The 22,018-nt window shown below is 59.9% G+C and carries 20 protein-coding genes; 15 read left to right on the top strand and 5 right to left on the bottom strand.

Going from position 1 to position 22,018, the window contains the following annotated elements; translation table 11 throughout:
* The first annotated feature begins 2 nt into the window (after nucleotides 1-2).
* The 5 genes from nuoJ to nuoN all read left to right on the top strand — a co-directional run bounded on the left by nuoJ (nucleotide 3) and on the right by nuoN (nucleotide 5,764).
* Complete coding sequence (gene nuoJ, locus NI40_RS15550; protein ID WP_023312534.1) at nucleotides 3-557, top strand: NADH-quinone oxidoreductase subunit J; 555 nt, start codon at nucleotides 3-5, stop codon at nucleotides 555-557.
* On the top strand, nucleotides 554-856 hold the full coding sequence (gene nuoK, locus NI40_RS15545; RefSeq protein ID WP_003861496.1) for an NADH-quinone oxidoreductase subunit NuoK: 303 nt from the start codon (nucleotides 554-556) through the stop codon (nucleotides 854-856). Before nuoJ ends, nuoK begins: the two co-directional genes overlap by 4 nt.
* Nucleotides 853-2,694, top strand: coding sequence for an NADH-quinone oxidoreductase subunit L (gene nuoL / locus NI40_RS15540; RefSeq protein ID WP_039263220.1), 1,842 nt, complete (start codon nucleotides 853-855; stop codon nucleotides 2,692-2,694). The genes nuoK and nuoL overlap by 4 nt, the downstream gene beginning before the upstream one ends.
* A gap of 76 nt (nucleotides 2,695-2,770) precedes the next feature.
* Nucleotides 2,771-4,300, top strand: coding sequence for an NADH-quinone oxidoreductase subunit M (gene nuoM / locus NI40_RS15535; protein WP_023312532.1), 1,530 nt, complete (start codon nucleotides 2,771-2,773; stop codon nucleotides 4,298-4,300).
* Nucleotides 4,301-4,306: 6 nt separating this feature from the next.
* On the top strand, nucleotides 4,307-5,764 hold the full coding sequence (gene nuoN, locus NI40_RS15530; RefSeq protein ID WP_023312531.1) for an NADH-quinone oxidoreductase subunit NuoN: 1,458 nt from the start codon (nucleotides 4,307-4,309) through the stop codon (nucleotides 5,762-5,764).
* 198 nt (nucleotides 5,765-5,962) lie between these two features.
* On the opposite strand, the gene NI40_RS15525 is transcribed toward nuoN, so the two are convergent.
* Together NI40_RS15525 and rbn are read right to left on the bottom strand one after the other, a co-directional pair.
* Complete coding sequence (locus NI40_RS15525; protein WP_033146077.1) at nucleotides 5,963-6,967, bottom strand: chemotaxis protein; 1,005 nt, start codon at nucleotides 6,965-6,967, stop codon at nucleotides 5,963-5,965.
* A 64-nt stretch (nucleotides 6,968-7,031) separates the two neighbouring features.
* A complete protein-coding gene (rbn, locus tag NI40_RS15520) occupies nucleotides 7,032-7,949 on the bottom strand; it encodes a ribonuclease BN (RefSeq protein ID WP_039263219.1) in 918 nt (305 codons plus the stop codon).
* Nucleotides 7,950-8,020: 71 nt separating this feature from the next.
* Here rbn and NI40_RS15515 point away from each other — a divergent pair, with 71 nt between their 5' ends.
* From NI40_RS15515 to NI40_RS15470, 10 genes are all read left to right on the top strand, one after another.
* Nucleotides 8,021-8,482, top strand: a complete 462-nt coding sequence (locus NI40_RS15515; protein ID WP_033146075.1) for a GNAT family N-acetyltransferase — start codon at nucleotides 8,021-8,023, stop codon at nucleotides 8,480-8,482.
* 53 nt (nucleotides 8,483-8,535) lie between these two features.
* Complete coding sequence (gene elaB / locus NI40_RS15510) at nucleotides 8,536-8,841, top strand: stress response protein ElaB (protein WP_008500219.1); 306 nt, start codon at nucleotides 8,536-8,538, stop codon at nucleotides 8,839-8,841.
* Nucleotides 8,842-8,927: 86 nt separating this feature from the next.
* The gene (menF, locus tag NI40_RS15505) at nucleotides 8,928-10,223 is read left to right on the top strand and encodes an isochorismate synthase MenF (protein ID WP_039263217.1); all 1,296 of its coding nucleotides are present in this window, start codon (nucleotides 8,928-8,930) and stop codon (nucleotides 10,221-10,223) included.
* 88 nt (nucleotides 10,224-10,311) lie between these two features.
* A complete protein-coding gene (gene menD / locus NI40_RS15500) occupies nucleotides 10,312-11,982 on the top strand; it encodes a 2-succinyl-5-enolpyruvyl-6-hydroxy-3-cyclohexene-1-carboxylic-acid synthase (RefSeq protein ID WP_039263216.1) in 1,671 nt (556 codons plus the stop codon).
* Nucleotides 11,979-12,755 carry a 2-succinyl-6-hydroxy-2,4-cyclohexadiene-1-carboxylate synthase gene (gene menH, locus NI40_RS15495; protein WP_039263215.1) on the top strand — a complete coding sequence of 259 codons (777 nt, stop codon included), beginning with the start codon at nucleotides 11,979-11,981 and terminating at the stop codon, nucleotides 12,753-12,755. Before menD ends, menH begins: the two co-directional genes overlap by 4 nt.
* Nucleotides 12,752-13,609: a 1,4-dihydroxy-2-naphthoyl-CoA synthase gene (menB, locus tag NI40_RS15490; protein WP_023312524.1), complete on the top strand. Its 858-nt coding sequence runs from the start codon at nucleotides 12,752-12,754 to the stop codon at nucleotides 13,607-13,609. The genes menH and menB overlap by 4 nt, the downstream gene beginning before the upstream one ends.
* A complete protein-coding gene (gene menC / locus NI40_RS15485; protein ID WP_039263214.1) occupies nucleotides 13,609-14,574 on the top strand; it encodes an o-succinylbenzoate synthase in 966 nt (321 codons plus the stop codon). The genes menB and menC overlap by 1 nt, the downstream gene beginning before the upstream one ends.
* Nucleotides 14,571-15,932: an o-succinylbenzoate--CoA ligase gene (gene menE / locus NI40_RS15480; RefSeq protein ID WP_039263213.1), complete on the top strand. Its 1,362-nt coding sequence runs from the start codon at nucleotides 14,571-14,573 to the stop codon at nucleotides 15,930-15,932. Before menC ends, menE begins: the two co-directional genes overlap by 4 nt.
* Nucleotides 15,933-16,056: 124 nt before the next feature.
* On the top strand, nucleotides 16,057-16,596 hold the full coding sequence (locus NI40_RS15475) for a YfaZ family outer membrane protein (RefSeq protein WP_039263212.1): 540 nt from the start codon (nucleotides 16,057-16,059) through the stop codon (nucleotides 16,594-16,596).
* A gap of 93 nt (nucleotides 16,597-16,689) precedes the next feature.
* A complete protein-coding gene (locus NI40_RS15470; protein ID WP_039263211.1) occupies nucleotides 16,690-17,889 on the top strand; it encodes a nicotinamide mononucleotide deamidase-related protein YfaY in 1,200 nt (399 codons plus the stop codon).
* Nucleotides 17,890-17,922: 33 nt separating this feature from the next.
* Here the strand turns inward: NI40_RS15470 and glpC are convergent, their stop codons facing one another.
* Genes glpC through glpA form a run of 3 tightly spaced genes read right to left on the bottom strand, consistent with a single transcriptional unit; the run spans nucleotide 17,923 to nucleotide 21,945 of the window.
* The gene (glpC, locus tag NI40_RS15465; RefSeq protein ID WP_039263209.1) at nucleotides 17,923-19,113 is read right to left on the bottom strand and encodes an anaerobic glycerol-3-phosphate dehydrogenase subunit GlpC; all 1,191 of its coding nucleotides are present in this window, start codon (nucleotides 19,111-19,113) and stop codon (nucleotides 17,923-17,925) included.
* Nucleotides 19,110-20,327, bottom strand: coding sequence for a glycerol-3-phosphate dehydrogenase subunit GlpB (gene glpB, locus NI40_RS15460; RefSeq protein WP_039263208.1), 1,218 nt, complete (start codon nucleotides 20,325-20,327; stop codon nucleotides 19,110-19,112). The genes glpC and glpB overlap by 4 nt, the downstream gene beginning before the upstream one ends.
* Nucleotides 20,317-21,945, bottom strand: coding sequence for an anaerobic glycerol-3-phosphate dehydrogenase subunit A (glpA, locus tag NI40_RS15455; RefSeq protein ID WP_039263207.1), 1,629 nt, complete (start codon nucleotides 21,943-21,945; stop codon nucleotides 20,317-20,319). The genes glpB and glpA overlap by 11 nt, the downstream gene beginning before the upstream one ends.
* Nucleotides 21,946-22,018 lie beyond the last annotated feature (73 nt).

The following is a 22,018-nucleotide window of genomic DNA, read 5'->3' as shown; positions in this document are numbered from 1 at the left end:
CAATGGAATTCGCTTTTTATATCTGTGGCCTTATCGCCATCCTGGCTACGCTGCGAGTAATTACGCACACCAATCCGGTGCATGCGCTGCTGTACTTAATCATCTCGCTGCTGGCCATTTCCGGGGTGTTCTTCGCACTGGGCGCGCACTTCGCCGGTGCGCTGGAAATCATCGTCTACGCCGGGGCCATCATGGTGCTGTTCGTGTTTGTGGTGATGATGCTGAACCTGGGCGGCTCTGAGATTGAGCAGGAACGTCAGTGGTTAAAACCGCAGGTATGGATTGGTCCGGCAATTTTGTCGGCCATCATGCTGGCGGTGATTGTTTACGCCATTCTGGGCGTCAACGATCAGGGCATCGACGGCACGCCGATCGGCGCTAAAGAGGTCGGTATTACCCTCTTTGGCCCATACGTTCTGGCGGTTGAACTGGCCTCAATGCTGCTGCTGGCAGGTCTGGTTGTTGCTTTCCACGTTGGCCGCGAAGAGCGTGCTGGCGAGGTGCTGAGCAACCGCACTGACGACCGCGCGAAAAGAAAAACGGAGGAGCGCGCATGATCCCCTTAACACATGGACTGATCCTCGCTGCGATTTTATTCGTTCTGGGTCTGACCGGTCTGGTTATCCGCCGCAATCTGCTGTTTATGCTGATCGGTCTGGAAATCATGATTAACGCCTCCGCGCTGGCCTTCGTGGTCGCCGGAAGCTACTGGGGCCAGACCGATGGTCAGGTGATGTACATTCTCGCCATCAGCCTCGCGGCTGCCGAAGCGAGTATTGGCCTGGCGCTGTTGCTGCAGCTCCATCGTCGCCGCCAGAACCTGAACATCGATTCAGTAAGTGAGTTGCGTGGATGAACATGCTTGCCTTAACCATTATTTTTCCGCTGATTGGCTTCGTGCTGCTGGCGTTTTCTCGCGGCCGCTGGTCTGAGAATCTGTCTGCGACCGTGGGCATTGGCTCCATCGGTCTGGCTGCGCTGGTAACGGCGTATGCGGGTATCGACTTCTTTAACAACGGGCGTCAGCCTTTCAGCGTGCCGCTGTGGACCTGGATGTCGGTCGGTGATTTCAACATCGGCTTCAACCTGGTGCTGGACGGCCTCTCGCTGACCATGCTCTCCGTGGTCACCGGCGTCGGCTTCCTGATCCACATGTTCGCCTCCTGGTATATGCGCGGTGAAGAGGGTTACTCCCGCTTCTTCGCCTACACCAACCTGTTTATCGCCAGCATGGTGGTTCTGGTGCTGGCCGATAACCTGCTGCTGATGTATCTGGGCTGGGAAGGCGTAGGTCTGTGTTCTTACCTGCTGATCGGTTTCTACTACACCGATCCGAAGAATGGCGCAGCGGCCATGAAAGCGTTCGTCGTGACCCGCGTGGGTGACGTCTTCCTCGCTTTCGCGCTGTTCATTCTTTACAACGAGCTGGGCACGCTGAACTTCCGCGAAATGGTGGAACTGGCGCCAGCGCACTTCGCTGCAGGCAACAACATGCTGTGGTGGGCAACGCTGATGCTGCTGGGTGGCGCCGTGGGTAAATCCGCGCAGCTGCCGTTGCAGACATGGCTGGCCGACGCGATGGCGGGTCCAACCCCTGTCTCCGCGCTGATCCACGCCGCGACCATGGTAACTGCGGGCGTCTACCTGATTGCGCGTACCCATGGCCTGTTCCTGATGACTCCGGAAATTCTGCATCTGGTGGGTATCGTTGGTGCGGTCACGCTGGTGCTGGCAGGCTTTGCCGCGCTGGTGCAGACCGACATCAAACGCGTTCTCGCGTACTCCACCATGAGCCAGATTGGTTACATGTTCCTGGCGCTGGGCGTTCAGGCGTGGGACGCAGCCATTTTCCACCTGATGACGCACGCGTTCTTTAAAGCGCTGCTGTTCCTCTCATCCGGTTCCGTGATCCTGGCCTGCCACCACGAGCAGAATATCTTCAAGATGGGCGGACTGCGTAAGTCCATCCCGCTGGTTTATATCTGCTTCCTGGTAGGCGGCGCGGCGCTGGCGGCACTGCCGATGCTCACCGCGGGCTTCTTCAGTAAGGACGAAATCCTTGCGGGTGCCATGGCGAATGGTCATATCAATCTGATGGTTGCGGGTCTGGTCGGTGCGTTCATGACCTCCCTGTATACCTTCCGTATGATTTTCATCGTATTCCACGGTAAAGAACAAATTCACGCTCACGCAGGGAAGGGAATTACCCACCACCTGCCGCTGATTGTGCTGCTGGTACTGTCCACCTTCGTTGGCGCGATGATTGTGCCACCGCTGCAGGGCGTACTGCCAGACACCACCGAGCTTGAGCACGGTCGCGTTCTGACGCTTGAAATCACCTCCGGTGTGGTCGCTATCGCGGGCATCCTGATCGCAGCATGGCTGTGGCTGGGCAAACGTACGCTGGTGACTGCCGTTGCCAACAGTGCGCCGGGCCGTCTGCTGGGCACCTGGTGGTACAACGCGTGGGGCTTCGACTGGCTGTACGATATGATCTTCGTTAAGCCGTTCCTGGGCATTGCGTGGCTGCTGAAGCGCGACCCACTGAACAGCCTGATGAATATCCCGGCGATCCTTTCCCGCTTTGCAGGTAAAGGCCTGCTGTACAGCGAGAACGGTTACCTGCGCTGGTATGTGGCGTCCATGAGCATCGGTGCGGTTGTCGTGCTGGCGCTGCTGATGGTGTTGCGTTGATCGTTAAGTGAATTTTATTCGAATTCGTTGAAAATCAGGCCCCTGCTGGGGGCCTTAAAAAGGAATGTAAATCGCCATGTTACTACCCTGGCTAATATTAATTCCCTTCATCGGCGGCTTCCTGTGCTGGCAGACTGAACGCTTTGGCGTGAAGATGCCGCGCTGGATCGCGCTGATCACCATGGGATTGACGCTCGCGCTTGGCCTGCAACTGTGGTTGCAGGGCGGTTACTCACTGACCCAGTCTGCGGGCATTCCGCAGTGGCAGTCTGAGTTCATCCTGCCGTGGATCCCGCGTTTCGGCATTACGATCCACCTGGCGATTGACGGTCTGTCGCTGCTGATGGTGGTGCTGACCGGTCTGCTCGGCGTTCTGGCGGTACTTTGCTCCTGGCGAGAAATCGAAAAATACCAGGGCTTCTTCCACCTGAACCTGATGTGGATCCTGGGCGGCGTGATCGGCGTGTTCCTTGCCATCGACATGTTCCTGTTCTTCTTCTTCTGGGAGATGATGCTGGTGCCGATGTACTTCCTGATCGCGCTGTGGGGCCACAAGGCGTCCGACGGTAAAACGCGTATCACGGCGGCAACCAAGTTCTTCATCTATACCCAGGCGAGTGGTCTGGTGATGTTGATTGCCATTCTGGCGCTGGTGTTTGTTCACCACAACGCGACCGGAACCTGGACCTTCAACTACGAAGATCTGCTGAAAACGCCAATGTCCCACGGCGTTGAATACCTGCTGATGCTGGGCTTCTTCATCGCGTTCGCGGTGAAAATGCCGGTCGTTCCGCTGCACGGCTGGCTGCCAGACGCGCACTCTCAGGCACCAACGGCGGGTTCCGTTGACCTGGCGGGCATCTTGCTGAAAACGGCGGCCTACGGTCTGCTGCGTTTCGCACTGCCGCTGTTCCCGAATGCCTCCGCAGAGTTCGCACCTATTGCCATGTGGCTGGGTGTGATCGGTATCTTCTACGGTGCCTGGATGGCCTTCACGCAGTACGACATCAAGCGTCTGATTGCCTACACCTCCGTTTCCCACATGGGCTTCGTGCTTATTGCTATCTACACCGGTAGCCAGCTGGCGTACCAGGGCGCGGTGATCCAGATGATTGCGCACGGTCTGTCCGCAGCCGGCCTCTTCATCCTGTGCGGTCAGCTGTACGAACGTCTGCATACCCGCGACATGCGTATGATGGGCGGCCTGTGGAGCAAAATTAAATGGCTGCCAGCGCTGTCCATGTTCTTCGCGGTGGCTACCCTGGGGATGCCGGGTACCGGTAACTTCGTCGGCGAATTTATGATTCTGTTCGGCAGCTTCAAAGTGGTACCGGTGATTACCGTGATCTCCACCTTTGGTCTGGTGTTCGCTTCCGTGTACTCGCTGGCGATGCTGCACCGCGCTTACTTCGGTAAAGCGAAGAGCGAAATTGCTGCACAAGAACTGCCGGGGATGTCGCTGCGTGAGCTGTTCATCATCCTGCTGCTGGTCGTACTGCTGGTGCTGCTGGGCTTCTTCCCGCAGCCGATTCTGGATACCTCGCATAGCGCGATGGGCAACATCCAGCAGTGGTTTGTTAATTCTGCTTCTACTACAAGGCCGTAATTCGCCATGACAATAACTCCACAACAACTGATCGCGCTGCTACCGCTGCTGATCGTCGGATTGACGGTGGTGGTTGTGATGCTCTCCATTGCGTGGCGACGCAATCACTTCCTGAATGCCACGCTGTCGGTCATCGGCCTGAACGCCGCGTTAGTTTCTCTCTGGTTTGTTGGCCAGGGTGGGGCGATGGACGTCACCCCGCTAATGCGCGTTGACGGTTACGCCATGCTGTATACCGGTCTGGTGCTGCTGGCGAGCCTGGCAACCTGTACCTTTGCGTACCCGTGGCTCGAAGGCTACAACGACAACAAAGAAGAGTTTTACCTGCTGGTTCTGATTGCCGCGCTGGGCGGCATTCTGCTGGCGAATGCGAACCACCTGGCCGCGCTGTTCCTTGGTATTGAGCTGATCTCTTTACCGCTGTTCGGCCTGATTGGTTACGCCTTCCGTCAGAAGCGCTCCCTGGAAGCAAGCATCAAGTACACCATTCTGTCTGCTGCGGCATCCTCGTTCCTGCTGTTTGGTATTGCGCTGCTGTACGCACAGTCCGGTAACCTCTCTTTCATGGCGCTCGGCAAGAGCCTCGGTGACGGCATGCTGCATGAGCCGCTGCTGCTGGCGGGTCTGGGCATGATGATCGTTGGCCTCGGCTTCAAACTCTCTCTGGTGCCGTTCCACCTGTGGACGCCAGACGTATACCAGGGCGCTCCGGCTCCGGTGTCGACCTTCCTGGCGACGGCGAGCAAGATCGCTATCTTCGGTGTGGTCATGCGTCTGTTCCTGTACGCGCCGGTTGGTGACAGCGAAGCGGTTCGCGTGGTGCTGGGCATTATCGCGTTCGTCTCCATCATCTTCGGTAACCTGATGGCGCTGAGCCAGACCAACATCAAGCGTCTGCTGGGCTACTCGTCTATCTCTCATCTGGGCTACCTGATGGTGGCGCTGATTGCGCTGCAGAGCGGCGAGATGTCGATGGAAACTGTGGGCGTGTATCTGGCCGGTTACCTGTTCAGCAGTCTCGGCGCCTTCGGCGTGGTGAGCCTGATGTCCAGCCCGTACCGTGGCCCGGATGCCGATTCACTGTTCTCCTACCGTGGTCTGTTCTGGCACCGTCCGATCCTGTCCGCGGTAATGACCGTGATGATGCTCTCTCTGGCAGGTATCCCGATGACGCTTGGCTTTATCGGTAAGTTCTACGTGCTGGCCGTCGGTGTGCAGGCGCACCTGTGGTGGCTGACCGCGGGCGTGGTTATCGGCTCCGCGATTGGCCTCTACTACTACCTGCGCGTGGCCGTGAGCCTGTACCTGAGCGCGCCTCAGCAGCTCAACCGTGATGCCCCAACCAACTGGCAGTACAGCGCCGGTGGTATCGTCGTGCTTATCTCCGCACTGCTGGTGCTGATCTTCGGTATCTATCCGCAGCCGCTGATTGATATCGTGCAGCGAGCGATGCCGCTGATGTAAGGTGAAAGCAAAAAGGCAACGAAAGTTGCCTTTTTTAATGTTTGCGCCCTCTCCCGGTGGGAGAGGGACGGGGTGAGGGCACCAGCCCGCACGTAACGAAAAAACCCGCCTCGGCGGGTTTTTTTATGGTTTGCCCAGCGGCGCTACGCTTGCAGGGCCTACGGGTTTTGTAGGTCGGGTAAGCGTAGCGCCACCCGACTAAGCCAGCTGCTTGCGGCTAATCAACGGCCCGTCAATCTTCTTCATCGAGCGGTCCAGCACTTCCTCAATCACCGACGACAGCTCGTTCAGCTCAAACTTCGCCACATACCCGTCCGCCTTCACCTTGCGAATATGGTCTTCGTTGGCGTTGCCGGACAGGGAAGAGTGGATCACCACCGGAATGTCCTTCAATATCGGGTCGGTTTTGATTTTGCGCGTCAGCGTAAAACCGTCCATCTCCGGCATTTCGAGGTCGGTCAGCACCAGAGCGATCTTATCGGTGATGGGAACTCCTTCAGCCTGCGCCTGTGCGGCCAGCACGCCAATTTTCTCCCACGCGTCTTTGCCGGTGATATGCAGCTGCGCGGGGATCTCCATCGCCTGCAGACCTTTCTCCAGCATCGAGCGCGCCACCTTGGAGTCTTCCGCGACGATGGCGACAGCGCCCGGTTTGATATGGAATTTGGTGGTCTTCAGGTTCGTGGCGTGCAGATCGTGATTGGCCGGGGTGATGTCATACAGGATCTGCTCAACGTCCAGCACCATCGCCAGATCGTTGGTATCGGTCTTCTCGTCAAGACACGCGATGCTGGTGATGTAGCGACCGCTGACGGCGGTTTCCGCCGCATGCACCTGCTTCCAGTCCAGACGCATGATGTTCTCAACCGATTCCACGGCAAACGCCTGCACGCTGCGCGCATATTCGGTGATCAGCAGGATGTTCAGCCCGGTGGTGGGCTTACAGCCCGCGACGGCGGCCAGGTCAATCACCGGGATCACCTGATCGCGAATATTCACCATTCCCATCAGCGGTGACTTCATCCCGGCGGGTTTCGTGAACTCCGGCATCGGCACAATTTCACGCAGCTTAAAGACGTTAATGCCAAACAGCTCGGATTTATTTTCGTTCAGAGAGGTGCCAAGACGGAACAGCAACAGTTCAAAACGGTTCGACAGGGTCAGATTCGCCCTGTCATCAATATCTTTCTGGAAATTATCCATTCTACCCTCGAGAGAAATGCTGACCTTTTAATCGTTATCGGCATCCTGAGGGAAAAATGAAGGACTAAACGCTAACCTGAGCGAAATCTTCGGCCAGCTCACATTCCGGGAACAGCGCGTGACACTCTGCCAGCAGCTTTTCGCAGCCCCGCGCGTCGTAGCGCGAGCTGACGTGGGTGACGATGAGCCGCCCGACGCCCGCGTCGCGGGCAAGCTGTGCCGCCTGACGCGTGGAGCTATGGCCCCGGCTGTTGGCTTTCTCTTCCATCGCCGTTTCAAGCGTCGCTTCATGCACCATGACGTCCACGCCCTGAGCCAGCGTGAGCGCCGCCGGGCACGGGGCCGTATCGCCAAAAATCGCCAGTTTTTTGCCGGGCTGCGGTGCGGCGAGATAATCCTGGCCGTTAATGACGCGTCCGTCCTCCAGCGTGACGGTCTCTCCTTGCTTCAGACGCTGGAACAGCGGCCCGGGTTTTACGCCGTCGGCCATCAGCGCGGCGGCATCCAGCGCGCCGGGTTTGTCATGCGCATCAATACGGTAGCCATAGCACTCGACAGGATGATTGAGCGGTTGAGCGGTAACCCGATAATCCCCGTCATCAAAAACCAGGCCTTCGGCAATCTCAACGACCTCGAGCGGGTAATCGGTCCATGACCCGCTCAGGCGCAGCGTAGTTTCGACAAATTCACGAATACCCGCTGGCCCGTAAATCGTCAGCGGGTTGGCGTTACCGGCCATCGAGCGGCTGCACAGCAGGCCGGGAAGGCCAAACAGGTGGTCGCCATGCAGATGGGTGATAAAAATTTTATCCAGCTTGCCGGGGTGGTAAGCGGTGTGTAACAGCTGATGCTGCGTCCCTTCACCGCAGTCAAACAGCCACAGCCCGCCGCGGGTGGGATGCTTAAGATCCAGCAGGATCGCCGTCACGTTTCGTGAGCGGGTTGGCACGCCAGCGGACGTACCCAGAAAAATCAGTTCCATAACGCAATCAGCCCTTTGCCGAACGGGGAGGGGTTTAGTATAACGTGATGAACCCCAGGAAGGAGACTGACATGATCCAGTGGCAAGATTTACATCATAGCGACCTCACCGTTCATTCACTTTACGCCCTGCTGAAGCTGCGCTGTGAAGTGTTTGTTGTGGAACAGACCTGCCCGTATCAGGACATCGATGGTGATGACCTTGTCGGTGAGAACCGCCATATCCTCGGCTGGCGGGATAACGAGCTGGTGGCGTATGCGAGGATTCTGAAAAGCGAAGACGATTTTGAGCCCGTCGTCATTGGCCGCGTCATCATTAGCGGCAAAGCGCGAGGGGAAAAACTGGGCTATCAGCTGATGGAAAAAACGCTGGAGGCGTGCCGGAAACAGTGGCCGGACAAGGCGTTATACCTCGGCGCGCAGGCGCATCTTCAATCCTTTTACGGGCACTTTGGCTTTGCGCCAGTGACGGAGGTATACGATGAAGATGGCATTCCGCACGTCGGCATGGCGCGAGAAGTGAAACAGGCGTAATGGCATCTCGTTGGCTATAGTTAGCGGACTGGTGTACTAACATGGAGAAAAATATGTCATTTCAATCCTGGGATACCCGTATCGACGACGACCTGGCCTTGTTGAGCGAAACGCTGGAAGAGGTGTTACGTTCTTCGGGCGACCCTGCCGATCAGAAATATATTGAGCTAAAAGCCCGTGCCGAGCAGGCGCTGCATGAAGTGAAAAACCGCGTCAGCCATGCGTCAGATACTTACTACTACCGTGCCAAAAAAGCGGTGTATCGTGCCGATGATTACGTGCATGAAAAACCGTGGCAGGGTATTGGGGTGGGTGCTGCCGTAGGGCTGGTGCTGGGGCTGCTGTTAGCCCGTCGTTAAGCCGCTTAACCACTCCCTATACGTGGGTACTGCTATTTATGGTCAGTACCCCGTATAATACGAGGTTTTAACAGGGAGAGGTTCGCGTGAATTCGATTTTCCTCGCGCTGGAGCAACTGCGTACCCAGCTATCGCAAGCGTTACCCGCAGCACCCGGCATACGTCATTTCGACGTCTCTTTCCCGTTAAACGACGCCTTCGATCCCCTCGCCTGGCTGGGCGAGCAGCAGTGTTATCCGCAGTTTTACTGGCAGCAGCGTAACGGCGATGAAGAGCTGGCCGCGCTGGGGGCGGTCAACCAATTTTCCTCTCTGGCATTAGCCTCGCAGTTTTTGCGCGAGCAAAATGTGGCGCAAGATACTCGCATCTGCGGCCTGAACGCCTTTAATCCCGAACAGGGGAGCCTCTTTTTACCGCGACTGCTCTGGCGACGTACCGCCGGCAACGCCACGCTGCGCCTGCAGCTCTGGAGCGACCGCTCGCTTGTGGAGGATGCCCGCGTCGCGCAGGATTTTTTACAGCGGCTTCGTCCTGCCAAATCTATCCGTCCGCTCTCCGTGCAGGTTGAGCACGAAACCCATCAGCCGCAGCAGGCCGAATGGCTGAAACTTATCCGCAGAGCGACGGAGACCATCGCGCGCGGTGAGTTTGAAAAAGTGGTGCTCGCCAGGGCAACCGATCTGCAGTTCACGCAGCGCGTTAACCCTGTCGCGCTGATGGCCGCCAGCCGCGCCCTGAATTTACATTGCTATCATTTCTGCATGGTATTCGACGCCAGCAACGCGTTTCTCGGCTCTACGCCCGAGCGTCTCTGGCGGCGGCGCGGCAAGCTGCTGCGCACGGAAGCGCTCGCTGGCACCGTCGCCAGCCATACCGATGATAGCCAGGCGCAGCGTCTCGGCGAGTGGCTGCTGAACGATGATAAAAACCAGCGCGAAAATATGCTGGTGGTGGAAGATATCTGCCAGCGTCTTCAGCGCTCTACGCGGACGCTTGAGGTACTCCCTCCCCAGGTGGTACGCCTGCGTAAGGTGCAGCATTTGCGCCGCTGTATCTGGACCGAGCTCAAACAGGCCGACGACGAGCAGTGCCTGCTCATGTTGCAGCCGACCGCGGCCGTTGCCGGATTACCCCGACAGCCCGCGCGTGAGTTTATCCAGAAGGTTGAACCCTTTAACCGCGAGTGGTACGCCGGTTCGGCCGGGTACTTATCCCCCGAACAGAGTGAGTTCTGCGTGGCGCTGCGCTCCGCGCGCGTTCAGGAAGACTCCCTGCGGCTCTACGCCGGTGCCGGTATTGTCAGCGGGTCTGACCCGGAGCAGGAGTGGCAGGAGATTGAAAACAAAGCCGCCGGATTGCGCTCTCTGCTCCTAAGGGATTAATACAGATTCGCGCAATCCCGATTTATATCAAAATTCCAATTTTTTCTATTATTTATACTGTGTCGCATTCTTGATACCGGACAATCTCATGTCAGTAAGTTCTTTTAACCGACGCTGGGCGGCGGTGATCCTTGAAGCCCTGACGCGCCATGGCGTGAGGCACGTGTGTATTGCACCGGGTTCTCGCTCAACGCCGCTGACGCTGGCGGCCGCAGAAAACCGGGCGTTGATTCACCACACCCACTTTGATGAACGCGGCCTCGGCCATCTGGCGCTGGGTCTGGCGAAAGTCAGCAAAGAACCTGTGGCGGTGATCGTCACCTCCGGTACCGCCGTGGCGAACCTCTATCCGGCCCTGATTGAAGCCGGGTTAACGGGTGAAAGACTGATCTTACTGACGGCCGATCGTCCCCCTGAGCTTATCGACTGCGGCGCCAATCAGGCCATTCGCCAGCCGGGGCTCTTTTCTTCGCATCCTTCGCAGACGATTTCGTTACCGCGTCCCACCCAGGATATTCCGGCAAGCTGGCTGGTCTCCACTGTCGATCACGCCATGGAGACGTTGCGCAGCGGGGCGCTGCATATCAACTGCCCGTTTGCCGAGCCGCTGTACGGCGAGCTGGACGACACCGGTCTTGACTGGCAGCAGTCCCTCGGCGACTGGTGGCAGAGTGAAAAACCGTGGCTGCGCGAGCAGACGCATCTTGAGAGCGCGAAACAGCGCGACTGGTTCTTCTGGCGGCAGAAGCGCGGCGTGGTGATTGCCGGGCGCATGAGCGCCGCCGAAGGCAAGCTGGTCGCCGAATGGGCGCAAACCCTCGGCTGGCCGCTGATTGGCGACGTGCTTTCCCAGACCGGTCAGCCGCTGCCGTGCGCCGACCTCTGGCTGGGTAATGCGAAAGCGGTCACCGAACTGGCGCAGGCGCAGATTGTGGTCCAGCTTGGATCGAGTTTGACCGGCAAACGGTTACTGCAGTGGCAGGCCACCTGCACGCCGGAAGAGTACTGGCTGGTGGATTCGCTGGAAGGGCGGCTTGACCCGGCGCACCACCGCGGCCGTCGTCTGGTCAGCAGTATCGACGCCTGGCTGACGCTTCATCCGGCTGAGAAACGCAAGCCCTGGGCGATAGTTATCCCGGACCTTTCGCGTCAGGCGTGGGAACTGACCAAAGCGCACTGTGAAGCGTTTAGCGAGGCCGGGCTGGCGCACCGCATTCGCCAGTACCTGCCTGAACAGGGGCAGCTGTTTGTCGGCAACAGCCTGGTCGTGCGGCTGATTGACGCGTTTTCGAAGCTGCCCGCGGGCTACCCGGTGTACAGCAACCGCGGTGCCAGCGGCATCGACGGGCTGATCTCCACGGCGGCGGGCGTGCAGCGCGCCAGCGCGAAATCGACGCTGGCGATCGTGGGCGATCTCTCCGCGCTCTACGATCTCAACGCGCTGGCGCTGCTGCGTCAGGCGTCTGCCCCGTTTGTGCTGATTGTGGTCAACAACAACGGCGGGCAGATTTTCTCCCTGTTGCCAACGCCTCAGAGCGAGCGCGAGCGCTTCTATCTGATGCCGCAGAACGTGCAGTTCGAACACGCCGCGGCGATGTTTAGCCTGAAATACCATCGCCCGAAAAGCTGGGAACAGCTGGACGCGGCGTTAAGCAGCGCCTGGAAACAGCCGGGCGCAACGCTGATTGAGCTGGTGGTGAACGAGGCTGACGGTGCGCAGGCCCTGCAAAGCCTGCTGGCGCAGGTGAGCCACCTGTGATCCTCTCTGGCGTGCAGCAGGCTGGCAAACCAGGCTATCCCTGGCTGGTTTTTTTGCACGGTTTTTCAGGCGACCGCCGCGAGTGGCAGAGGGTCGGTGAAGGGCTCAGCGATTATCCCCGGCTGTATCTGGATTTGCCGGGTCACGGTGGATCCCGAAATCTGGGCGTGACGGGGTTTGACGAGATGAGCACGTTGCTCACCCGGACCCTTCTTAGTTACAACATACTTAAATTCTGGCTCATCGGGTATTCCCTCGGCGGCCGCATTGCGATGTTTCATGCCTGCCAGCAGCCGAAGGGGCTGCTCGGGGTGATTGTTGAAGGTGGACACCCGGGCCTGCAGGATGCCGATGCGCGAAGTGCGCGGCTGGCGTCCGACCGCCGCTGGGCAACGCGTTTTCGCACCGAACCGCTGGATAAGGTGTTCGCTGACTGGTACCAACAGCCCGTGTTCGCCTCCCTTACGGACGCCCAGCGCGAGGCGCTGATTACCCTGCGCAGCCAGAACAACGGCGAGACGCTGGCGATGATGCTTGAGGCGACATCGCTGGCCGTGCAGCCGGATTTGCGTGCCGCGCTTAGCGCACGCCATTTCTCTTTTGACTATCTCTATGGCGAGCGGGATGAGAAGTTCTCGGCCCTTGCCGCGGAAGTGAACGCCGTTCGCCATGCCATTCCAGACGCCGGACACAACGCCCACCGGGAAAACCCCGATGCGGTTATCGCGAGTCTGGCTCAGATACTGCGTTATCGAATAAAGGACACTCTATGATTTACCCTGATGAAAACATGCTTTACGCCCCGGTTGAATGGCAGGACTGCTCCGAAGGCTACACCGACATTCGCTACCACAAATCCACCGACGGCATTGCCAAAATCACCATCAACCGTCCGCAGGTGCGTAACGCCTTCCGTCCGCTGACCGTGAAAGAGATGATTCAGGCCCTGGCGGATGCGCGGTACGACGACAATATCGGCGTGATTGTCCTGACCGGCGAAGGCGATAAAGCGTTCTGCTCCGGCGGCGATCAGAAAGTGCGCGGCGACTACGGCGGATACCAGGACGATGCGGGTACCCACCACCTGAACGTCCTCGATTTCCAGCGTCAGATCCGCACCTGTCCAAAACCGGTAGTGGCGATGGTGGCGGGCTACTCCATCGGCGGCGGTCACGTGCTGCACATGATGTGCGATCTGACCATCGCCGCAGAAAATGCCATCTTCGGCCAGACCGGTCCGAAAGTGGGATCCTTCGACGGCGGCTGGGGCGCCTCGTACATGGCGCGCATCGTCGGGCAGAAAAAAGCCCGCGAAATCTGGTTCCTGTGCCGTCAGTACAACGCCCAGGAAGCGCTGGATATGGGCCTGGTGAATACCGTGGTACCGATTGCCGATCTCGAAAAAGAGACCGTTCGCTGGTGCCGCGAAATGCTGCAAAACAGCCCGATGGCGCTGCGCTGCCTGAAGGCCGCTCTCAACGCCGACTGTGACGGTCAGGCGGGTCTGCAGGAGCTGGCGGGCAACGCCACCATGCTGTTCTACATGACCGAAGAGGGTCAGGAAGGGCGCAACGCGTTTAACGAAAAACGCCAGCCGGACTTCAGCAAATACAAACGGAACCCGTAATGCGTCGCGCGCAGGTTTACCGCTGGCAGATACCGATGGACGCGGGCGTAGTGCTGCGTGAACGGCGGTTAAAAACCCGTGACGGCTTCTTCGTGCATCTGCAGCAGGACGAGCGGGAAGGCTGGGGCGAGATTTCGCCGCTGCCGGGCTTTAGCCTGGAGTCGCTGGATGACGCGCAGTCTGTATTGCTGGCGTGGGCAGACGCGTGGCGTGAGGGCGCGGATCCGGCGTTGCCGGACGTGCCTTCCGCGGCTTTTGGCATCAGCTGCGCCCTGGCGGAGCTCGACGGCAGCCTGCCTGAAGAGGCTAACTACCGCGCGGCACCGCTCTGTACGGGCGACCCTGACGAGCTGTTCGCGCTGCTCTCCGCCATGCCGGGCGAGAAAGTGGCGAAAATTAAAGTCGGTCTTTACGAAGCGGTGCGCGACGGCATGGTCGCCAACCTGCTGCTGGAGGCGATCCCCGATCTCCATTTGCGTCTGGACGCTAACCGCGCCTGGACGCCGCTCAAGGCGCAGCAGTTTGCAAAGTACGTCAACCCGGCGTACCGCAGCCGCATTGCCTTCCTCGAAGAGCCGTGCAAAACCCGCGACGATTCGCGCGCGTTCGCCCGCGAAACGGGGATTGCCATCGCCTGGGATGAAAGCCTGCGCGAGGACGATTTTGAATTTGTCGCCGAGCCCGGCGTCAGCGCGGTAGTGATTAAACCAACGCTGACCGGCAGCCTGGCGAAGGTGCGAGAGCAGGTCGCGGCAGCGCATGCCTCAGGGCTGACGGCGGTCATCAGCTCGTCGATTGAGTCCAGCCTTGGGCTGACCCAGCTGGCGCGCATTGCCGCCTGGCTAACGCCGGATACGATCCCTGGCCTCGACACGCTGAACCTGATGCAGGCTCAGCTTATCCGCAGGTGGCCGGACAGCGCGCTGCCGTGCCTCAACGTCGCGGCGCTGGAGCCGTTGTTATGAGTTATACCGACTGGCCGTGGCGGCACTGGCGCGCGCAGTTTGCTGATAAACCAGCCCTCAGGCTGAACGACGAGGTGCTCAGCTGGCAACAGCTGTGCGCCCGCGTCGACCGCCTTGCGGCAGAGTTTCACCTGCAGGGCGTCGAGGAGGGCAACGGCGTGCTGCTGCTGGCCCATAATCATCCGCAAACCCTGCTGGCGTGGCTGGCGTTGCTCCAGTGCGGGGCGCGTATTCTTCCCGTTAATCCGCAGTTGCCTCGCCCGCTGCTGGACGTGTTGCTCCCGCAGATGACGCTGCGCTTTGCGCTGGTGCTGGACGGTACCTGCGACGGTCTTCCAGCCCTGAGCATGCGCGAGCGCGCGGGGGAATATCGCGTTGCGTGGCAGCCGGCGCGGCTGGCGTCGATGACGCTGACCTCCGGCTCTACCGGGCTACCGAAAGCAGCGGTGCATACCTGCGACGCCCATCTCGCCAGCGCGCGCGGCGTGCTGGCGCTGATGCCCTACGGCGAAGACGACGACTGGCTGCTTTCGCTGCCGCTGTTTCACGTTTCCGGCCAGGGGATTTTATGGCGCTGGCTGCAGGCCGGCGCGCGGTTAACCGTGCGCGAGAAACAGCCGCTGGCGCAGGCTTTGCGCGGCTGTACGCACGCTTCGCTGGTGCCGACCCAGCTCTGGCGTCTGCTTAACACCCACCAGCCTGTTGCACTGAAAGCGGTGCTGCTGGGCGGAGCCGCCATCCCTGTGGAATTGACGCAGCAGGCGCGCGAGCAGGGGATTCGCACCTTCTGCGGCTACGGCCTGACCGAGTTTGCCTCTACCGTCTGCGCGAAAGCGGCGGACGGCGAGCCGGACGTAGGCTATGCGCTGCCGGGCAGAGAGGTGCAGGTGGTTGACGGTGAGGTCTGGATCCGGGCAGAGAGTATGGCCTCAGGCTACTGGCGGGACGGCGAATTGGTTCCGCTGACCAACGCGCAGGGATGGTTCGCTACCCGCGATCGCGGTGAATGGCATGACGGCCGCCTGACGATCCTGGGCCGCATGGATAACCTCTTTTTTAGCGGCGGAGAAGGGATCCAGCCGGAGAGCCTTGAGCGCGTTATCGCCCGCCATCCGCAGATTAACCAGGTGTTTATCGTCCCGCTGGACGACGCCGAGTTTGGACAGCGTCCGGTGGCGGTGGTGGAGTGCGAGCCGGGAACTGATATCACCTGTTTACCTGACTGGGTCAGGGATAAGGTGGCGCGTTTTGAACAACCCGTCCGCTGGCTGCTGTTGCCGACCGAACTCAAAAATGGCGGCATTAAAGTCTCGCGCCGCGCGTTGCAGCAGTGGGTGAACGCCTCGCTGAAGGGATAATAGCCGTTTCAAATAATTACAATCTACTGACCTGCCGCACGCAGAGTGCTTGATCCCCGGGAGACTCCGGTTAAAATCTCGCGGTTTTGGGACTTCTTTATAATAATTGTGTGGGATCACGACAATGAAAAAAGTGGCATTCGTGGGCTTCGGCCTGATGGTTATATCTGCGGCGGCTAACGCCATCAGCATTAACGGCTCGGCGGGTCAGGATTATACCCACCTGGGCTTTGGCATGGGTACCGAGACTTCCGGTCTGGCGATGACCGGCGGCTGGACGCATAACGATGACGACGGCGACGCGGCGAGCCTCGGCCTGGGTCTGAACGTTCCTCTTGGCCCGTTCCTGGCCACCGTCGGCGGTAAAGGTATCTACACCAACCCAAATGACGGTGACGAAGGGTACGCGGCGGCAGTGGGCGGCGGCCTGCAGTGGAAAATTGGCGATAGCTTCGGCCTGTTTGGTGAGTACTACTATTCGCCGGACTCCCTCTCAAGCGGTATCGAAAGCTATGAAGAGGCCAACGCCGGCGCGCGCTGGACCATCATGCGTCCGATTACCATCGAAGCGGGCTATCGCTATTTGAACCTGGCCGGCAAAGACGGCAACCGCGACAACGCGCTGGCCGACGGCCCGTACGTGGGCGTCAGCGCAGGCTTCTAATCACTCCGGCGCGGCGTTCTGTCGCGCCAGTTTCTCTCTTCTCCACCCCGCGTTTGCGCTATAGTGTTTTGACCAAATAAGCGGGAGAACATAATGATTAACGTGGAGATGTTATCCACCGGCGACGAAGTGCTGCATGGACAAATTATTGATACCAATGCTGCCTGGCTTGCCGATCTTTTCTTTGAGCAAGGATTGCCGTTAACGCGCCGCAATACGGTGGGCGACAATCTTGAGTCGCTGGTCGCTATTCTGCGCGAGCGCAGCGAACACTGTGACGTGCTGATTGTGAATGGCGGACTCGGCCCCACCGGTGACGATCTCAGCGCGCTGGCCGCCGCGACCGCAAAAGGCGAAGGGCTGGTGCTGCACGAGGCGTGGCTTTCGCAGATGGAGCGCTTTTTCTCTGAACGTGGCCGCGTCATGGCCCCCAGCAACCGCAAACAGGCTGAAATTCCCGCCAGCGCCGAGCTGGTCGATAACCCGGTGGGTACCGCGTGCGGGTTTGCCATGCAGCTGAACCGCTGCCTGATGTTCTTCACGCCGGGCGTGCCCTCAGAATTTAAAGTGATGGTCGAGCAGCAGATCCTGCCGCGCCTTCGCGATCGTTTTACCCTGCCTGAACCGCCGCTGTGCCTGCGTCTGACCACCTTTGGCCGCTCGGAAAGCGATCTGGCCCAGAGCCTTGACCCTCTCCCGCTGCCGCCGGGCGTCTCCATGGGCTACCGCTCTTCCATGCCGATCATTGAGCTCAAGCTGACAGGTCCGGCCGAACAGAAAGAGGCGATGCTGGCCCTGTGGCCCGAGGTGCAGCGCGTGGCGGGCGAAAGCCTGATCTTTGAAGGGACGGAAGGGCTGCCCGCGCAGATTGCGACGCATCTGCAGTCGCGTCAGCTGAGCGTGACCTTAAGCGAGCAGTTCACCGGTGGCCTGCTGGCGCTGCAGCTGTCGCGCGTCAACGCGCCGCTGCTGGCCAGCGAAGTGGTGCCGTTCCAGCAGGAGACCCTGGCGCAAACCGCCCGCTGGGCTTCCGAGAGAAGGGTGAAGCATTTTGCCGGTCTGGCGCTGTTTGTCGGGGGGCTGGACGAGGAACACCTTAACTTCGCGCTGGCGACGCCGAAAGGCACCTGGGCCCTGCGGGTAAAAATGAGCATCACCCGCCACAGCCTGTCGGTGCGTCAGGAGGTTTGCGCCATGATGGCGCTGAACATGCTGCGCCGCTGGCTGAATGGCAAAGAGGTTGCCAGCGAGCACGGCTGGATTAACGTTGTCGAGTCGCTGTTCATCGAGTAAAACCTGTGCCGGGGCGTTTCGCCCCGGCCATGTTTAGCCCAGCGCCTTCGCCAGCAGGGTGACTGGATGTTCGCAGCGCTTGCTGGTGGACATCTCAATCTGCCACTTGCAGGTTTCGCAGTCCGTTACCACGATATCCGCGCCGCTCTCTTCAATCTGGCGGAACAGCGGGGCGCCAATCGCCTGTGACGTTTCGTAGTTTTCACGCTTAAAGCCGTAGGTTCCCGCAATCCCGCAGCAGCGCGAATCCAGCACCGTCAGCTCCAGGCCCGGAATTAACCGCAGCAGCTCAAGCGTATAGAGCGACCAGCCCATTTTCTCCATATGACACGGCGTGTGATACACCACTTTCAGGGGCAATTTCCCCAGCGGCAACGTCTGCCCGCTATCGAGCTTGCGCCACAGGAAGCGTGTCGCCAGCTCGATGTGCTCGCGCAGGCCGGTATTATCCACGTCCAGCAGATGCGGGTACTCATCGCGCAGGGTGAAGGTACAGGTGGACGAGGTCGCCAGCACCGGAATACCTTTATCGACAATCGCTTCGCGCAGTGACGTGACATTGCTCTGAGCCTGCCTGCGCGCTTTATCGGTAAACCCGTTGGCGATCAGCGGTACGCCGCAGCACTTCTCTTTGTTCAGCAGCTGAACGCCCGTTCCCATGGCGTTCATCACCTTCAGCAGATCTTTGCCCAGCTGCGGGTGGTTGTAGTTCACATAGCAGCCGTGGAAAAAAGCCACCTGGTCGGCGTACTGCGCCTGCTCCGCCGCGACGGATTTGTACCAGCGGCGGAAGGTGCCGTGAGAATATTTCGGCAGGCTGCGGTGATGGTCTATCTTCAGCGTGGCATCCAGCAGCTGACGCACCGGTTTGAGGGAGGTCGCGGCATTCACCAGCGGGGCAAACGGCGTCGAGACGCTGCCCATCAGATCGGTATGGCTCAGAATAGCGTCCCGCAGCGTCGGCTTTTGCGTGCTGTAGCGCGCCCGGGCGCGCTGGATGATATCGCCGATTTTCACATCCGACGGGCAGGCGACTTCGCAGCGTTTGCAGTTAATGCAGTATTTCAGCGCCTCGTCGTACAGCTTGCCGTCCTTCAGCCGCAGACGCTCGCCGTCCGGCCCGGCCTGCTTTGGTCCGGGATAGCGTGGGTTCACGCCGCTCACCGGGCAGACGGTGGTACACACCGTGCATTTAATGCAGCTTTCAAAACGGGTGTCGTTCATTGTTCAGCCTCCGTGCGCTGGCTAATCTGCTCTGCCACATACAGCGCCGTGACGGCGCAGACCCCGCCACCGCATCCCTGGGCAATCGGATCGTACCCGCCCAGCAGCGAGCCGATGGCAAAAAGATTACTGACGGGCTTACCTGAAAGTTGCGGATGTAGCTGGTTATCGACAATCACGCCGAACTGCTGCCAGGGCTGCGGCGAGAAGAAATCACTTTGATACCAGTCCGCGCGGGAGGCACGCTGGCGAACATCCAGCCCCATAATGGCTTCCCGGATGCCCTCCCGGCTGCTCAGCAGCCCGTTGCTGAAGAAGCTGCCGCTTGCCAGCACCGTAAAGCGCGCGCGAAGCGGAATATCGTCGTGGTTGCGCGTCCAGATTTCGCTCACCGCGCCGTCGGTCAGGGTGATTTTTTTCACCTCATCACCCGCCATCCACACGCCGCCCTGCGCGACAAACTGGCGCTGGAGCTGGGTATGCAGGCGAATGCCTGGGACGGAAGGGGGCAGAGTTGGCAGCAGGCCGAGCGAGCAGGGCAGACGATCCGAGAGCCAGCGCCAGAGCCGGTTGTCGCGTAAACCAAAGCAGGCGGGCATCAGCAGGGCGTCACAGCTGTCGCTGAGCGGTCTGAGTGCGTCATACAGCAGCGGCCATTTGTCCTCGTTATCCAGAAAACGGGCGATATTCACCGCGCGAAATTCGCTCGGGTTGTCGCGCAGGACATCAAGCTCAGGCAGCTCTATCTCTGCCGTTTCGGCATTGACGCCCTGGCGACAGAGCGACGCTGCCGCGAGATGGGGCTGAAAATCCAGAAAGCCGCTAATGCCCACGACCCGCACGCGCGCGGCGTTGAAGGGAGCAACGGGCACTTCTTCCGGGCTGAGCCAGGCAGAGCGCAGGGTGCCGAGCGGCGTGACGCGCTGGTGATTGAACCGGGCGCTTCCCTTCAGACGCGCGCCGCAGTCCGCCAGCAGCGCTTCGGTTTCCAGCGCAAAGCGGTCAATATGCTGGGCGCCAATCAGGTGATACGGGTGCTCCGGCGGCAGCTTATCGCGGTACGCTTCGTCCACCAGATCCAGCGAGCCCGACGAGAAGTGCAGGGCGCTCTGGCCCCGGGTGATAATGGCGCAGCGCAGCCCCTGCTTCGTGAGCTTGATGCCGCAGAGCAGGCCTGCCAGCCCGCCGCCGACGATTACGGTATCAAATTTCATCGCGTTGCTCCTTCTCAAGACCGCAAAGCCCCTGGTAGACCCAGCGGGTAAATTCGCTTTCGCGCAGGGCATCGCCCCAGGCGACAGGCTGAATGCCTTTCCAGCGCTCGTTTAAAAACGCGCTGAGCTGATCGAGCGACTGGGTGGCGGTGGTGGTATGAAAACGCTGCAGCAGCCCGGCGGCACGACAGGCGCACAGCTCGCCCTGACAGGTACCCATTCCCACGCGGGTGCGGCGACGAAGATCGAGCAGGCTTGTGACCGTCAGGCTCTCCACCGCGTACTGCACCTCACCGGCGGTGACGGCTTCACACTCGCACACCAGGCTGCGGCTCAGGCGTCCTTCACCGAGCCACTGCGGCGTTCTGTCGCCGTGGCGGTAAATAGCGGATCCGCGCAGCGGCGCGGGCAGGGAGATGATTTTTTGCAGCGTTTTTTCGGTGGACTGACGCGAGCCGGGCAGGGGGTGTTCTGCCGTCACGCACTGTTCGGTATTGCCCAGCTTGCGGCAGACGGCATCGGTCGCCCACTCGGCCATCAGGCGGTAGGTCATCAGCTTGCCGCCGGTGATAGTGATAAACCCGTCCATGCCGTCGCGCTCGGCGTGATCGAGCAGTACGATGCCCCGGCTGACGTTACGTCCGCTCGGGTCGTTGTCGCTGGCAACCAGCGGACGCACGCCCGCGTAGGCGCGCAGAATACGCGTCTGCGCCATCACCGGGGCCAGTTTTTCCCCTTCGCGCAGCAGGATGTCGACCTCTTCGGCGGTCACGCGGTTGTAGTCAATCTCGCTGTAGTCGACGTGGGTTGAGGTGGTACCGATTAACGAAATGGTGTCGCCCGGGACGAGGATATCGGCATCGGACGGTTTGCGGCAGCGGTTGATCACATGGTTATTGATGCGGTGGTCGAGGATCAGCAGCGAGCCTTTCGCCGGGAACATGCGCACCGACAGGTCCGCGTATTCCGCGATGCGCTGCCCCCAGATCCCCGCCGCGTTAACCACCACGGCGGCATACAGCTCGCTGTGTTCGTTATATTGCGTATCAAGGATCCGCACGCCGCAGATACGATGACCTTCACGGATAAGCCCGGTCACTTCGTGCCCGGTCAGAATGTTCGCGCCATGCTCGCGGGCGTCCAGCATATTGGCGGCGGTCAGGCGGAAGGGGTCAACGGTGCCGTCAGGCACTTTCACCGCGCCGATAAGCGCCGGGTTAACCGACGGTTCCAGCCGCCGCGCCAGCGCCGGGTCCATGGCCTCAGCCTGAATGCCCGCCGCAGTGCAGGCGGTAATAAAGTTGTCCTGAAAGGCGAGGTCATCTTCGGGAAGAGTAATAAAGAGGCCGTCGGTCGGCTCAATGCAGTGGCGGGCGATACGCTTGAGGATCTGGTTTTCAGCAATACATTCGCGTGCGGATTCACCGTCGGTAACCGCATACCGCGCGCCGCTGTGCAGCAGGCCATGGTTACGCCCGGTTGCGCCCGTTGCGATGTCGTGGCGCTCCAGCAGCGTGACGCTTAAGCCGCGAAGGGCGCAGTCGCGTGCGATCCCGGCGCCGGTTGCGCCACCGCCAATGATTATCACATCGCTGTAGCGAGGATCGTGAATGGTCATTGTTTACCCTCTATGTTCGTTTTTTTATCATTTAGCCATATCAATAGTGTGGTTTGTTTGATTTCGAACATAA

It is taken from the genome of Enterobacter sp. E20 (assembly GCF_000801755.2).
Taxonomy (GTDB): domain Bacteria; phylum Pseudomonadota; class Gammaproteobacteria; order Enterobacterales; family Enterobacteriaceae; genus Enterobacter; species Enterobacter asburiae_B.
Note: the sequence above shows the minus strand (reverse complement) of the source record. Positions and strands in the feature narration are given on the sequence as shown.